At 37.7% G+C, this 13,854-nt stretch carries 16 protein-coding genes, 1 tRNA gene and 1 pseudogene; 16 read left to right on the top strand and 2 right to left on the bottom strand.

Annotated features, from left to right (window positions below; genetic code table 11):
• The first annotated feature begins 9 nt into the window (after positions 1-9).
• The 7 genes and pseudogenes from FKZ43_RS04595 (at position 10) to FKZ43_RS04565 (ending at position 7,138) form a co-directional block, all read left to right on the top strand.
• Positions 10-1,098 carry a mannose-1-phosphate guanylyltransferase gene (locus FKZ43_RS04595; RefSeq protein ID WP_140944700.1) on the top strand — a complete coding sequence of 363 codons (1,089 nt, stop codon included), beginning with the start codon at positions 10-12 and terminating at the stop codon, positions 1,096-1,098.
• Positions 1,095-1,493, top strand: a pseudogene (locus FKZ43_RS04590) (septal ring lytic transglycosylase RlpA family protein); the annotation flags it as partial. The gene FKZ43_RS04595 and the pseudogene FKZ43_RS04590, both read left to right, overlap by 4 nt.
• Positions 1,494-1,507: 14 nt before the next feature.
• Positions 1,508-2,446, top strand: coding sequence for a S66 peptidase family protein (locus FKZ43_RS04585; protein WP_140944698.1), 939 nt, complete (start codon positions 1,508-1,510; stop codon positions 2,444-2,446).
• Between the two features lie 37 nt (positions 2,447-2,483).
• Positions 2,484-4,283 carry a hypothetical protein gene (locus FKZ43_RS04580; RefSeq protein ID WP_140944697.1) on the top strand — a complete coding sequence of 600 codons (1,800 nt, stop codon included), beginning with the start codon at positions 2,484-2,486 and terminating at the stop codon, positions 4,281-4,283.
• Positions 4,268-4,741 carry an ATP-binding protein gene (locus tag FKZ43_RS04575; RefSeq protein ID WP_140944696.1) on the top strand — a complete coding sequence of 158 codons (474 nt, stop codon included), beginning with the start codon at positions 4,268-4,270 and terminating at the stop codon, positions 4,739-4,741. The genes FKZ43_RS04580 and FKZ43_RS04575 overlap by 16 nt, the downstream gene beginning before the upstream one ends.
• A gap of 175 nt (positions 4,742-4,916) precedes the next feature.
• A complete protein-coding gene (locus tag FKZ43_RS04570) occupies positions 4,917-6,554 on the top strand; it encodes an Rqc2 family fibronectin-binding protein (RefSeq protein WP_140944695.1) in 1,638 nt (545 codons plus the stop codon).
• Positions 6,555-6,583: 29 nt separating this feature from the next.
• A complete protein-coding gene (locus tag FKZ43_RS04565) occupies positions 6,584-7,138 on the top strand; it encodes a flavin reductase family protein (protein WP_140944694.1) in 555 nt (184 codons plus the stop codon).
• Here the strand turns inward: FKZ43_RS04565 and porQ are convergent.
• Entirely contained in the window at positions 7,135-8,061 is a 927-nt protein-coding gene (gene porQ / locus FKZ43_RS04560) for a type IX secretion system protein PorQ (RefSeq protein ID WP_140944693.1), read from the bottom strand. The genes FKZ43_RS04565 and porQ overlap by 4 nt on opposite strands.
• Before the next feature lie 133 nt (positions 8,062-8,194).
• Between porQ and FKZ43_RS04555 the strand changes: the two genes are divergently transcribed.
• The 6 genes from FKZ43_RS04555 to FKZ43_RS04530 are packed head-to-tail and all read left to right on the top strand — an operon-like array spanning position 8,195 to position 11,854.
• The gene (locus FKZ43_RS04555) at positions 8,195-8,482 is read left to right on the top strand and encodes a 2Fe-2S iron-sulfur cluster-binding protein (RefSeq protein WP_181180260.1); all 288 of its coding nucleotides are present in this window, start codon (positions 8,195-8,197) and stop codon (positions 8,480-8,482) included.
• Entirely contained in the window at positions 8,483-8,737 is a 255-nt protein-coding gene (locus tag FKZ43_RS04550) for a hypothetical protein (RefSeq protein ID WP_140944691.1), read from the top strand.
• Positions 8,738-8,762: 25 nt separating this feature from the next.
• The gene (locus tag FKZ43_RS04545; RefSeq protein ID WP_140944690.1) at positions 8,763-9,128 is read left to right on the top strand and encodes a (2Fe-2S) ferredoxin domain-containing protein; all 366 of its coding nucleotides are present in this window, start codon (positions 8,763-8,765) and stop codon (positions 9,126-9,128) included.
• Between the two features lie 16 nt (positions 9,129-9,144).
• Positions 9,145-9,807 (top strand): endonuclease III, encoded by a 663-nt coding sequence (gene nth, locus FKZ43_RS04540; protein WP_181180259.1) that lies wholly within the window; start codon positions 9,145-9,147, stop codon positions 9,805-9,807.
• A 22-nt stretch (positions 9,808-9,829) separates the two neighbouring features.
• Positions 9,830-10,663, top strand: coding sequence for a menaquinone biosynthesis family protein (locus FKZ43_RS04535; protein WP_140944689.1), 834 nt, complete (start codon positions 9,830-9,832; stop codon positions 10,661-10,663).
• A 6-nt stretch (positions 10,664-10,669) separates the two neighbouring features.
• Entirely contained in the window at positions 10,670-11,854 is a 1,185-nt protein-coding gene (locus tag FKZ43_RS04530) for an anhydro-N-acetylmuramic acid kinase (protein ID WP_140944688.1), read from the top strand.
• Here FKZ43_RS04530 and FKZ43_RS04525 read toward each other — a convergent pair.
• Positions 11,851-12,918, bottom strand: coding sequence for a glycosyltransferase family 2 protein (locus FKZ43_RS04525; protein ID WP_235894687.1), 1,068 nt, complete (start codon positions 12,916-12,918; stop codon positions 11,851-11,853). The two genes, FKZ43_RS04530 and FKZ43_RS04525, sit on opposite strands and share 4 nt — an antisense overlap.
• Positions 12,919-13,024: 106 nt before the next feature.
• Between FKZ43_RS04525 and FKZ43_RS04520 the strand changes: the two genes are divergently transcribed.
• From FKZ43_RS04520 to FKZ43_RS04510, 3 genes are all read left to right on the top strand, one after another.
• Positions 13,025-13,324: a hypothetical protein gene (locus tag FKZ43_RS04520; RefSeq protein WP_181180258.1), complete on the top strand. Its 300-nt coding sequence runs from the start codon at positions 13,025-13,027 to the stop codon at positions 13,322-13,324.
• The gene (locus FKZ43_RS04515) at positions 13,290-13,670 is read left to right on the top strand and encodes a nickel-dependent hydrogenase large subunit (protein WP_235894686.1); all 381 of its coding nucleotides are present in this window, start codon (positions 13,290-13,292) and stop codon (positions 13,668-13,670) included. The genes FKZ43_RS04520 and FKZ43_RS04515 overlap by 35 nt, the downstream gene beginning before the upstream one ends.
• A gap of 47 nt (positions 13,671-13,717) precedes the next feature.
• A tRNA-Phe gene (locus FKZ43_RS04510) sits at positions 13,718-13,790 on the top strand.
• Positions 13,791-13,854: the final 64 nt, after the last annotated feature.

Genomic DNA, 13,854 nt, shown 5'->3' with positions numbered 1-13,854 from the left:
GAAATTCTTATGAAGACATTTGCTGTCATCATGGCGGGCGGGGTTGGGTCAAGATTTTGGCCTAAAAGTCGTTCAAAAAAACCCAAACAATTTCTCAACATACTTTCCTCAAAATCTTTAATTGAGCAAACAATTGAAAGGATAAACCCTTTGATCCCAGAAGAGGATATTTTCATTGTTTCAAACAGAAATCAAACTGCTGAACTCGTTCAAGTCCTTCCGAAATTTCCGATTCGAAATGTAATCCTTGAGCCACTGTCCAAAAACACAGCTCCGTGCATTGGGCTTGCGAGCTTGTTTATAAAAAGGATTCAGCCCGATGCGGTTATGGTTGTTTTACCATCGGATCACTTAATAAAAGATGGGGAAAGGTTTATTGAAATTTTAAAAATTGGAATTGAGACCGCATATCAGACCAAGGGTCTCATAACGATCGGGATACAGCCGACTTATCCATCAACTGGTTATGGGTATATACAGTTCATTGAGGGTTACAACGACGATCTCTCGCAAAAGGGAGTTTTTAAGGTCAAAACATTTGCTGAGAAGCCAAACCTTGAGACAGCAAAGCGTTTCCTTGAAAGCGGTGACTTCCTCTGGAATAGCGGTATGTTCATTTGGAGGACCGATGTGATACTTGATGAGATAGCGCGACATTTGCCTGACATTTATGACGAGTTGATGAAAATTGACTCCGCAATTGGCACCGATGAATTTAAAGCGGTTCTTGAAAGTGCTTATGGAAGGATGAGGGCAATTTCAATTGATTATGGGGTTATGGAAAAAACGGACAAGGCGTATGTTATAAAAGCCGATTTCGGTTGGAGCGATGTTGGAAGCTGGGAGGAAGTCTATAACCTCGCCCCGAAAGATGAGAACGGAAACTATGTCAGTTCAAGTAATGAATCGGTTATACTTATGGATGTAAAAAATTGCCTTGTTGAGGCAAATAAATCGTTGATAGCGATGATCGGGGTTGAGGATTTGATCGTCGTTAGCACTGATGATGCGATTTTAATTTGCAAGCGAGATAGAGCTCAGGATGTAAAAAACATCGTTAGCTATCTTAAGCGAAAAAATATGGAGAAGTATCTATGAAGTCCTTTAAAATTTTCCTGCTTGTTTTGACATTTTTATTTGATTCATGCGCAAGCGCAATTCACTTTTCATCTCAGGACACTTTTAAAAATTCTGAAAAAGTCCAGATAGGCGTTGCGTCTTATTATGGAGCGGAATTTCACGGAAGGCGAACATCAAGCGGTGAAATTTACAATATGAATGATTTAACGGCTGCACATCCGACTTTACCACTTGGAACATTGGTAAGGGTGACAAACCTTGCTAACAATAAAAGCGTCGTCGTCAGGATAAACGACCGTGGGCCTTTCAAGAAGAACAGAATAATTGATGTATCGTATGAAGCAGCTAGACAACTTGGCTTTTTAAATGATGGAACGGCGCTCGTTAAAATTGAAGTCATAGAATCTCAAGAAAATGAAATTGTTAAATGAAAATCCTTAAACCACCAGCTTTAAAAAAGGGCGATGTTATAGGGATAATTTCCCCAGCAAGTTCACCCGATGATTTCACACGGATTGAACAGGGAGTTAGATATCTTGAGTCACTTGGTTATCACGTTAAGTTAGGGAAACATATCTTTAAAAGATACGGGTATCTTTCCTCTACGGATGATGATAGAGCCGACGATTTAAATGAAATGTTTGCTGATGAAAAGGTCAGAGCAATTATCTGTGTGCGCGGGGGTTACGGAACTCCCCGCTTGCTTGATAAAGTGAATTACAGTTTGATAAAAAGGAATCCTAAAATTTTTGTGGGATATAGCGACATAACAGCTCTTCAACTTGCAATTTTTAAAAGAACTGGACTTGTTACATTTTCAGGTCCTATGCTTGCGGTTGACATTTACTCAAACTTTGATGGCTTCGCAGAAGAATTTTTCTGGAGGATTTTGACATCAAGGGAGAAAAAAATTGAGATAAAAAATCCAAATGGTGTTGAATTAAATTCACTCAAACCGGGAAAAGCAACTGGAACTTTGCTTGGCGGAAATTTATCCTTAATTGCTTCAATTATAGGAACTAAGTATCAACCAAGTTTTAATGGCTCAGTTCTTGTCATTGAGGACATCGGCGAAGAACCCTACAGGATTGACCGCTATCTTTCGCAGCTTAAAAATTCCGGTGTGCTTTGCAAAATAAGTGCTTGTATTCTTGGACAGTTTACCGACTGTGTCCCGAAGGAGCCAGAGAAAAGCTTAACGCTTGAACAAATTTTCAATGATTATCTCGGCAATTTAAAAGTCCCCGTCATTTCAAATTTGAGCTATGGGCATATCCCCCAGAAATTAACTCTTCCACTTGGAGCGAGGATAGGAGTTGACGCAAAAAGACAAAAGATAACAATAATTGAGTCGGTATTGGCTTAAAAAATTTTTACTATTTGCTTTTCTTTCCTTTCAAATTTTGAACGCTCAAAATTTCCTACAATTTGGCGTAAGGCGTGAGTTGTTTAACTTCTACTGGGACGGTTTTTTAACCTATCGCTTTGAAAGAAATGTTGGCAAAATTTTTCTCTACGAAAGGTTTTCCGAAATGGTTATAAAAACGGACAGAAAGTTCATAAGGGATGACAACGAGTTTAGATTTATTTTCTTCAGGCGTTTTTCATCGTGGTTTAATTCAGCTGTTGTTTTGAATTCAATTTCATTTGCAGATGATAAATTGGGTGGTTTAAACAGGGCATCTTCAAGTGAATTGATGACAGGCGGGAAGTTTGACTTTTTTAAAAATTTTTCAATCACAACGGTTGCTGGATATAAAATTGACTATCAGATGGGGCAAAAAGACGACGGCTGGGGTTACAAACTCTCCGTTGATACGAGTAATTTTGAAATTTCAAACTACAACTTGATAACAAGCTTGACGTATTCGGAGGACTTCATCAAGCCAAGAAAAAATATCACCACGGATTTAAATTTGACGCTCTGGAGAAAATTTACATCAGATGTTGAAAGCAAAGTTGAATTTTTCATAAAAAGGTTGAAGAGGGATTTTTATTTTTTCGCTGATCCAACGCTTAGGGCAACATATGGCGTAAATTATAACATTGAGGGTCGCGATGAAAAACTATTTTCCGGTCAAATTAACCTTGTTTACCCAATTTCAAGCCATTTTATGATAAATCTGAATTTCAGCGCAAACAGCAGAAATATATTCAAAGCGGTGAGATACAAAACGATGTCCCTTTACGATGTCTCAATTGATGAGTTTATTTTAAAGTCGTTGGCTGGTATATCTTACGAGTTGAGCAAGTTGAAATTTAAATTTTCGTTTGACTACGCCGAGCGAAATGAAACGCATTCGCCGAAAAAACATGAATTAATGACCGAGGGCGGGTTTTTAAGGAGCAAACAAAACGAGGAAAGAAAAAATAATCATGCTTTAAGGCGTGGTTTAAGTGGTGAGATCTCTTACGATTTCTCAAACAGAATTAGAATCGGTGGCATTTTTTCGGTTTCACTTTTCAGATATGATACCCCGAGCTTTTTAAATGACGACGACAGAGATGAACTTTTGCATCTTTTCAGAATTTTTGCCATTGTCAAGTTATCAAAGGAAATTACAGTTGAGCTTCCGTTTGATTTGAATAATCAACATCTTGTTTATATTTTTGCTACGAGAAGTGCAAATAATAACTGGAGCAGAGTGATACGGTTTTCTCCTTCAGTTATGTTTGAGGTTGGAAGGATACGCAACAAGGCGAATTTTTCGGTTTTGGCAAATTATACGATTTACGATTTTGAGGAGAAGGTTTATAGCGTTAGAAGTTATGTGTTTAGGCAATTTTATTTTTCCGATTCAGTTCGTTTCCCAATTTTTGATAAATTAAGTTTTGAGGGAATGTTGCAAGTTATAAACTCCGAAAGCGGTAGAATGAGATGGAGGGAGTTTAAAGAGAGACCGACGATTTTCATTGATACGAAGGAGTTAAGATTTAAGCTGGTTCACGCTGCGCGGGAAAATTTGAGATTTTCATGCGGATATCATATTTTTGATGAGCGAAGATTTAAATTTGTTGATCTTGAAAAGGTCCCCGATTCAAGGATAACCGCTTATGGTCCAACTTGTGAAATTGAGTTTGAGGGCGGTAAATTTATCCTTAGATTTGACGGTTGGGTGGAAAATTTGAAATTTGGTGACAGAATTAATTTCGTTCCGAATTTAAATTTAAATTTGACATTAAAATTATGGCAAAGCCGATAAGAGAAGCTCACCGCGAGTTCATCTCCGTTATTGATTCTGTTAGGGAGTTTGAGAGGTGGTTTTTCAATTTGAAGAGGCGTTTTAAAATCCCACCGAAGGAATTTGATAGAATTTATCTTGCTTCAAATGAGGCGTTTATAAACGCTTTGATCCACGGGAACAAGCTTGACCCCGAGAGGAAGGTCTTAGTAGATTTAAAAGAATTCAAACGAAGTTATCGTGTAGATGTTAAAGACCAGGGTGGAGGTTTTGAACCAGAGCAAGTTCCAGACCCCAGGAAAGAAGAGAATCTTCTTAAGGAGTCGGGGCGTGGGCTTTTGATTATAAGAGAGGTAGCTGATGAGGTGAAGTTTTACAGGGAAAAGTTCGGGATGAGGATTAAAATTAAAATAAAAAAGCGATCGGGCGCTCGCAAATTGAGTCGCCCGATCGCCAACGGAGGTGCTACGGCGGGCTAAATCTAAAAGAACGGAAAACACCTAAAGGTGCTCATTTAGGTGCGCTTTCATTGTATTAGAAATTCAAATTTCGTGCCAAAAAAAATTTACCAATTTTTAATGAATTTTCAAAATGAAACCCCGTCTTTAAAGTCGTAATTTTCCCCATTCAAGTCAAAATTGTGGCATAAAAGCAATGCTGACGAACTATCACACGCTTAAAAATTTGATCATCCAAATAAAACCAAAACTTATCCATTCTCAGATCGTTGAGGCGTTTACGCAAGAGAAGGATACATTGCATATTATAATTGCTGGGGAAGAAGCTTCAGCGCTTGAGCTGAACGCCACAGGTCAGGGATATATTTTCTTGCGCCCAAAGTTTGAAAGAGCGAGGAAAAATTCGCTTGACATTTTCCCTGAAATTTTTGGCGATGAAATTAGGGATGTTTTGATTCACAAAGCCGACAGAATAATTGAAATTTTGCTTTCCTCAGGATTGAAATTGATATTTCAATTTTTCACGGGCAAAGTTAATTTCTTCCTGTTGAATCAAAAAAATGAGATAATTGCGAGTTTCAAGAATCCAAAGGATAACATTGGGAAAATATTTGAAAGTGAGAAAAAGGATTCAAATTATGATTTGATGTTGAGCGATTTCAATGCTTTTAAAGATGTATGGGAGTCAAATAAAATTGAAAACCCGGTTTTGCGATTTGTGAAAAGCGTTGATACGATTGATATGCTGACGGCGAGGGAGATTTTGCACAGAGCAGGTGAGTTGGAGGCAGGGAGGATTTGGAAAGCGCTTGTTGATGTTGGCGCCGAACTTGAAAATCCAAAGCCGAGAATTTATTACGAGGGTTCTTTCCCAAGATATTTCTCAATTATAGAGCTTACACATATCAATCTACGCAAGATTGAATTTGACGACATAAATGAGGCGATAAGAAAGTTTGTAATTGAAACAAGGGTTAGTAAAAGTTATCGCGATGAGAAGAAAACAATTGAAACAAAGCTGAATGAACTTGTTGAAAAACGAAAACGGACGATTGAAAAGGTCATTGAGGAGATAGAAAATAATCAAAGAGCGCAACAGTATGAGGTTTACGGTTCAATTTTGATGGCGAATTTAAATTTGATTGAAAAAGGTTTAGAAGAGGTTGAGCTTGTCAATATGTTTTCTGAGAAAGGGGAGAAGATAAAAATTAAACTTGACCCATCGCTTTCACCCGTTGAAAATGCGCAGATGTATTTTGAAAAAGCGAAAAAGACGAAAGCATCTTTGAAAATCGCTCAAGAGCGACTTGAAAGGTTGAAGTTTGAAATTAAACAACTTGAAAATTTACTTGATGAGCTTGCTTTATGTGAAAATTTTGATGCGCTTAAAAAATTCAAGGAGAAAAATTTGGAGGAATTGAAAAAGTTTGGGATCGTTAAAGATAAACTTGTGGCGAAAGTTGGCGGAAAGTTCAAAAGGTTTATTGTTGATGGTGGTTTTGAGGTTTGGGTTGGGAAGGATGCGAAAAGCAATGAACTTTTGACATTTAAATTTTCGGACAAGGAAGACCTTTGGTTTCATGCCCGTGGGACATCGGGTGCTCATGTGGTTTTGAAGACGGGGAAAAGACAACCGAGCAAAAAAGCCATTGAGCAAGCTGGAAGCATTGCTGCATATTTCAGCCAAGCCAGGACATCTCGCCTTGTTCCGGTCGTCGTCACGAAAAGAAAATATGTCCGAAAGCCAAGAGGAGCTCCTGAGGGAACTGTTGCTGTTGAACGTGAGGAAGTGATTATGGTTGAGCCGAAATTACCTTCAGAGGAAATTGAATAAGCACTTGAAAAATAAAAAACTAATTGAAAATGAAAAAAGAAATTGAACTTAGGAAAGCAAACCGACTTTTAAACATCGGTGGTGTTGTTCTCGTCAGTGCAAAATTTAAAGAAAGGGATAACTTAACACCCGTTGCTTGGAATGTTCCCGTAAGCAAGGAACCGCCTCTCGTGGCTGTTGCGATAGCGCCTGAAAGGTTTATTTATGAATTGATTGAGAAAAGCGGTGAATTTGGCGTCAATTTGCCGACATTGAAAATTTTAAAGGAAGTATATTTCTGTGGGAAAAATTCGGGCAAGGAAATTGACAAATTTAAAGCGACAAAATTAAAACGTTTAAAGGCAAAGTTTATTTCAGCACCGTTAGTGGATGATTGTATCGCAAACCTTGAATGTAAAGTTGAGAAGATTTATCCAGCAGGTGATCACAATTTGATAATAGGCAGGGTTTTAAGGGCGATAGTTGAGGAAAATTTGTTTGATGAGCGTTTGAAGGTTGAACTTGAGGAAGCTAGAACGGTACACCATCTCGGCGGTAAATTTTTCACCGTTCCAGGTGAGGTTATTGATGTTGAAGGTCTTTAAATTTTTATCGTCAAACCAATTTGGTGAAGTGAGCCGATTTTACCAAGAGATACAAGTGAGTAATCAAATTTGTATTTTTGAATTTTTAACCCGACACCAAATGAGAAACCTGTTAAGTCAAGCGTTGGAGTAATTTTCATTTCCTGTCTTTTCTCGTTATTAAACCCAATTCTGACATCAAGATTTTCTGATATGTTAAATTCTCCACCGAGTGTGAAGTTTTTTATCTTGTCCGTGATTTTCAGCGTTGTCTCATTTAATTTGTTTAAACCGAGGTTCAGGCGAAGCGGTAAATGTTCAAGTTTTTTTGAGACGGCAAATCTAATTTCAAATGGGAGGTTTTCCTTCAGCGTCAGGTATCTATTAAGTTGAGTTCCAAAATTATTAAGTGTGAGAGCGAAATTTAAATTTTGCCCTTCAATCAAATACATCAGTCCAAGGTCAAATCCAATTGCTGTTGATCGTACCCCGGCTATTGATGAATAAATTAGCTTCAAATTAGCCCCATATTTTAAATTGCCATATTCTCCTGCAAATCCGCCGATGATAGCTAATTCGCCCGCTGAGAAGTTCCCAAGTTGATTTCCGTATCTATCTGTTTGAGTGAAATTGCCATAGTTGATGTAAATTGCTCCTATTCCGAGGTCACCGAAATACTTTGATTTAAATGTGTAAACCCCGTAGCCAAGGTTTATGTCAAGTAGATGTTTAAATAAGCCAATGCTTGCGTAATCACTTGAAAGTGAAGATAACCCAGCTGGGTTATAGAATAAAAGTGTCGGGTCGTCAAGCATGGCTATAAAGTTTCCACCAAGCGCCGAAGCCCTCGGACTTATATCCAGTCGTAAAAATTCATATGTTGATTTTCCACCTGCCATCGCAATAGAAAATGTCAGCATAGTTAGAAATAGGACCTTCTTCATCGTGGTGAAAATTTTTCTTTACTTTGAACAAAGATAAGGAAATTCGTTAAAAAGTTCAAAAATCCGAGCGAAAACTTTGATGATTCGTTCCTTTTGCCTATATTTACAACAAAATTTAAAACAGATAATTAAAATGCCTTTTGTTTATTTTGTTCCACTTGGAGTAGAGGTTAAATGTGAAAGTGGTTCAACTATTTTTGATGTCGCAAAGAAAAATTCTATACCTATAGCTGAGTCATGCGGTGGAGATAAAATTTGTGGGCATTGTCGGGTGAAAGTTATTGAAGGTATTGAATCGTTGTCAGCACCAAGTCAAGAGGAAGAAAAAATTATGCACAGATATAAGTTTGACATTGACGAACGACTTGCGTGCGCTGTTAAAGTTTATGGGGACATTAAAATAACAACCTCATACTGGTAAATGACAAAGATAACGCTTGCTGTCGGAAAAGGTTTTAGTGGAGAAATTTTCAGGTATGAAGTTGATGATGAGTCAAACATCGGGGAATTGATAAAAAAGTTCGTTCGTGAAATTTATGGTGAGCAGGAGGATGCTTTAAATTTCGTCCTTTTCAATTTAACTCAAAAATTTGAGTATGAAAATAATGAAACACTTTTAAGCAAGGGCACTAAATCTGGTGATGTCTTGCTGTTGATAAACCTGAAGAAATTTTAAATTTGAAAACAAAATTTTTTGATATATGCGTTTTAAAAAACATATCTTCATCTGCACAAATCGTCGTCCCCCGGAGCATCCAAGAGGTTCATGTGCTCAGAAAGGTTCGGAGGAACTCGTTGCCAAATTTAAAAAAAGAATAAGTGAACTTGGCTTAAATAAAATAGTCCGTGTGAATTCATCCGGTTGTCTTGACGCATGTGAACATGGTATAAGCATCGTGATTTATCCAGAAGGAATTTGGTATGGCGGAGTTAAGGAGGAGGATATTGAGAAAATTATAAGTTCCCATATTATAAACGGAGAGGTGGTTGATGAACTCATGATAAAAGATGAAAAATTTAACCCCGATTTAATGCAAAGTGCTAAAATTGAACCGATTCAAAAATAAAATTTCAAATGTAAAGATGGCGAAGAAGGTTTTTGCGAGGGAAACATTGCAAGACAAAAAGAAGAGGGTGAGGAAGATAATTCAAACATTGAGGAAACTTTATCCAAATGCTAGGACACATTTAAATTTTACAAATCCCCTTGAGCTTCTCGTTGCGACGATCCTTGCTGCGCAATGCACAGATGAAAGGGTTAACAAAGTCACGGAATATCTTTTCAAGAAGTATCGCACTGCGGACGATTACGCAAATGCTGATCTTAAAACACTTGAACAGGAAGTTAAGCCAACGGGATTTTATAGGAATAAAGCAAAGGCGATAAAAAATTGCTGTAGAGTTCTCGTTGAGAAATACAATGGTCAAGTTCCTGACACGCTTGAAGAACTCGTCAAACTCCCTGGAGTTGGAAGAAAGACAGCCAATGCTGTTCTTGCAAATGCGTTCGGAAAACAAGGTATAATAGTTGATACGCATCTAAAAAGAGTGACCGCAAGGCTTGGTTTAGTTAAAAGTAAAAATCCGGATAAAATTGAATTTGAGCTTATGGAAATCGTCCCGAAAGATAAATGGACGCTTTTCTCTCATCTGATAGGTGAGCACGGAAGATATATCTGTGAAGCGAGGAAACCGAAATGTTCAATTTGTAAGATAAATAAATTATGTCCATCCGTAAAGCTTTAATCCAAAACAAATTGTGATCAAAATGAGAGAGATAACAATTGCACATAGCCCTGATTCAGATGATGCTTTTATGTTTTATGCACTTGTAAATGGTAAAGTAAAGTCCGATGGTTTGAAATTTGTCAATGTTTTAAGTGATATTGAAACGCTAAATCGTAAGGCATTTGAAGGTGTTTATGATGTCACAGCGATATCTTTTCATGCTTATGCCTATGTTTCTGATAGGTATGTTCTCCTTCCGAGCGGATCAAGTATGGGTTTGGGTTATGGACCGATTTTGGTGTCAAAGAAGGAGTTTGAGCCGAGGGACTTGAAGAATTTTTTAGTTGGCGTCCCGGGGACATTGACAAGCGCATTTTTAATTTTGAAGATTTTTGAGCCAGAGGTCAAATACAAGGTCATTCAATTTGACAAAATAATTGAAGCTGTGCTTAACGATGAAGTTGATGCTGGTCTTTTAATTCACGAGGGACAATTGACTTATTCAGATTCCGGGCTTAAGAAAATCATTGATTTCGGAAATTGGTGGCAGAGGGAAACAGGTTTACCTTTGCCTCTTGGAGGAAATGTCGTTAAGAAAGAACTTGGCATTGAACTTGCGAGGAAGATTTCAAATCTTTTGAAGGAAAGCGTAAGATATGCGATGGAAAATAGAGATGAAGCACTTAGATACGCTCTTAAATTTGCCCGAGGTATGGATGAAAAACTGGCTGATAAATTTGTGGGAATGTATGTTAACGAGCTGACGCTTGACTGTGGAGAGGTGGGGAAAAAAGCAATTCAGTTGTTTCTTGATATTGGATATGAAAAGGGATTAATCCCTAAAAAAGTTGAAATTAAACTTTTAAGCACTTGAGGAATTATGCTTGAAAAATTACTTGAGTTAAGGAAGAAGGAGAAGAAGATAATAATTGGTTTAATGTCGGGGACATCTGCCGATGGCGTTGATGTCGCTGTAGTTGAGGTAAAAGGCAATGGAAAGGATACAAAAATTAGAACGATTGGATGGAGGACCTTCCCCTTTGAAAATGATTTGAAACTGTTAATACTGAAAAATTCGCAACCTGAGACAAGCAGAGTGGATGAAATTTGTAGATTAAATTTTTTGATAGCTCAAATTTATGCGGATTCAATCTTTAAGACGCTTGAAGAACTGAATTTGAAACCATCCGAAGTTGATCTTATTGGTTCTCATGGACAAACGATCCAGCATTTGCCAAATGCCGTTGAAATGTTCGGTTATAAAGTAAAGTCCACATTGCAAATTGGCGACCCTGGTGTGATAGCCAAACTTACAGGTATCCCAACCGTTGGAAATTTCAGAATCGGTGATGTTGCTCTTGGTGGAGAAGGTGCTCCGCTTGTTCCGTATTTTGATTATTTAGTTTTTGGCTCGGATGAAATTAATCGTCTCGTTCTAAATATCGGAGGGATAGCTAATTTTACGGTTTTAAAAAGAGGTTGTGATGTTGAAGAGGTAATCGCATTTGATACTGGTCCTGGGAATATGGTCGTTGATGCTCTTGTTAAAATTTTCTTTCGGAAAGATTACGATGAGGATGGGGAAATAGCACAAAGTGGGATGGTATCGCAAGAATTGTTAAGTAAAATGAGCCAACATCCTTTTATCGCTAAAAAACCGCCGAAGTCAACTGGGAGGGAAGAGTTCGGCTCGGCTTTTGTTGAGAAAATTTTAAAATGGTCTGAAGAAATTTCATTAGACCCAAAAGATATAATAGCGACGGCGAGTGAATTTACGGTTTACGCTATATATAAAAACTATGAACTTTTCCTTAAACCAACGGTTGAAATTGAGGAGGTAATTGTCAGTGGTGGTGGAGCGAAGAATAAATTTATGTTGAAAGCGCTTGAGAGATATTTCAATGTCCCAGTAAAATTAACCGATGAGTTTGGTATATCCTCGGACGCTAAGGAGGCGATATGTTTTGCAGTCCTTGCAAATGAAACAATTTCTGGAAATCCGGCTAATATAAAGTCAGTAACCGGTGCGGTTAAGAGGACGATTTTAGGCGGAGTTTATTTTTAAAACTTCAAATCGGAAAATTTTTTCTTGCCCAAAATGAAATAGTCAAACACGATGCTTTTCTTGTAGATCAGTTTGCCCGTAATTTTATTTTTTTTAAGTTTTTTTCTGTTCTCAATCCTCTTATAAATCCACTTTGGTTGAAGCAGTAGAAAGGTTGAAATTGCTTTCATAACAGCGATGAAATTTTTTAAATCGGCTTTCAAAATATAGGTGATCGCAGTTACCAAGTCAAGAGCTAATCTGATTGGGATGATTGTAAAAAGTTTTAAGGTATCAAGGTTCTTCTCCAACATTATCAAGCTATTTCTGTGATTTAGGAATGTTTTCCATGTGTTTGTTTTGGGCAAAGTTCCGCCACCAACATGATAAACGACGCTTTGTGGTAGGCAGAAAATTTTATAACCGTTAAGATTTGCACGCCAGCAAAGATCAATTTCTTCCATATGTGCGAAGAAGTCTTCATCAAGAAGTCCAATCTCATTGAGAAATTTTTTCCTCATCACAAGACAAGCCCCTGTCGCCCAAAAAACTTGGATCGTATCGTCATATTGACCTTTATCTTCTTCGCAGAAATCAAAAATTCTGCCGCGACAGAAGGGGTAGCCGAACACATCAATGAAGCCCCCGCATGCTCCAGCGTATTCAAATTTATTTCGTTCATAAAACGAAAGAATTTTGGGTTGACATGCGAAAACATCTGGATTTTCCTCCATAAAGTTTACAATAGGATTCAACCAGTTCGGTGTTACTTCAACATCTGAATTAAGTAATACGATGTATTCCCCATTCGCAAATTTAAAAGAGCGATTATATCCGCCAGCGAATCCATAATTTTTATCAAATTCAACCAGCTTAACATTTTTAAATTTCTCCTTTATTAAGTCAGCGCTTCCGTCTGTTGAACCGTTATCAGCGACTATCACTTCAAAATTCGGGTAGTCGGTTTGAAGTAAAGGGGGCAAAAATTTTTCAAGGAAATGTTTCGTGTTCCAGTTAAGGATGATTACGCTGACCTTTGGAGCTTTTTCCGTCATCGGTGGAATTTTTTTGATAAATTTAATCATTTTATGATGCGGAAAAAAGGAGGCACAAAGATGTTTGAATTGCGCAATTTGTTGTGATTGCCGTTTATGTGCAACCGTTTGCGAAGCGAAAGCAATTGATTATTCAATGAAAGATGAAATTGAAGAAGTAATTGTTGGTGCAATTATTTTAGCTACAGGTTTTAAAACTTTTGATCCGCGTCGTATACCGAGGTATGGTTATGGAAAATATCCCAATGTTTTCACATCTCTTGAAATTGAAAGGATGACAAATTCTGCCGGTCCAACAGGTGGTGAAATTTTGCTTCGCGACGCTCGCAAACCAAAATCTGTCGGTATTATTCATTGCGTTGGCTCAAGGGATAAAATTATAATTGGTATTGTTCACGCGTTTGTTGTTTATATTCGCTCAAGCTTGCTCACTTGATCAAAGAAAGGACTGGCGCCAAGGTATAGGGCAGGTTGAGGCACCGCGTGGAACTCTTATTCACCATTACCAAACTGATGAAAGAGGATTGATCAAAAGTGCTAACTTAATAGTTGCAACTCAAAATAATTCAGCGAGAATTGTCCTATCCGTTGATAAGGTGGCAAGGAATAAGATAAAGGGCGGTCAGGTTGATGATGGAATTTTAAATATGATTGAAATGGCATTTAGAGCGTATGATCCGTGTCATGCTTGTGCTACTCATTCGCTTCAATCGGGGATACCTTTAATGATTAGAGTTTACAACTGTGATGGGGTTTTGGTTAGGGAGATTATCAGTGAATGAAAAATTTGATTTTGTTTTCCAAATTTTTTATCTTTTATACGAAATTTGGGCAGGTAGCTCAGTTGGTAGAGCAACGGCCTGAAAAGCCGTGTGTCCGCGGTTCGATTCCGCGCCTGCCCACTTTTTATTTTAGGGGGTGAATTTGGGATATTTTCCTTTTTTTGGTTAAATTTGAATTGGATTA

This window comes from Candidatus Thermokryptus mobilis (assembly GCF_900070205.1).
GTDB lineage: Bacteria > Bacteroidota > Ignavibacteria > Kryptoniales > Kryptoniaceae > Kryptonium > Kryptonium mobile.
This window is presented reverse-complemented; position numbering and strand designations above follow the sequence as displayed.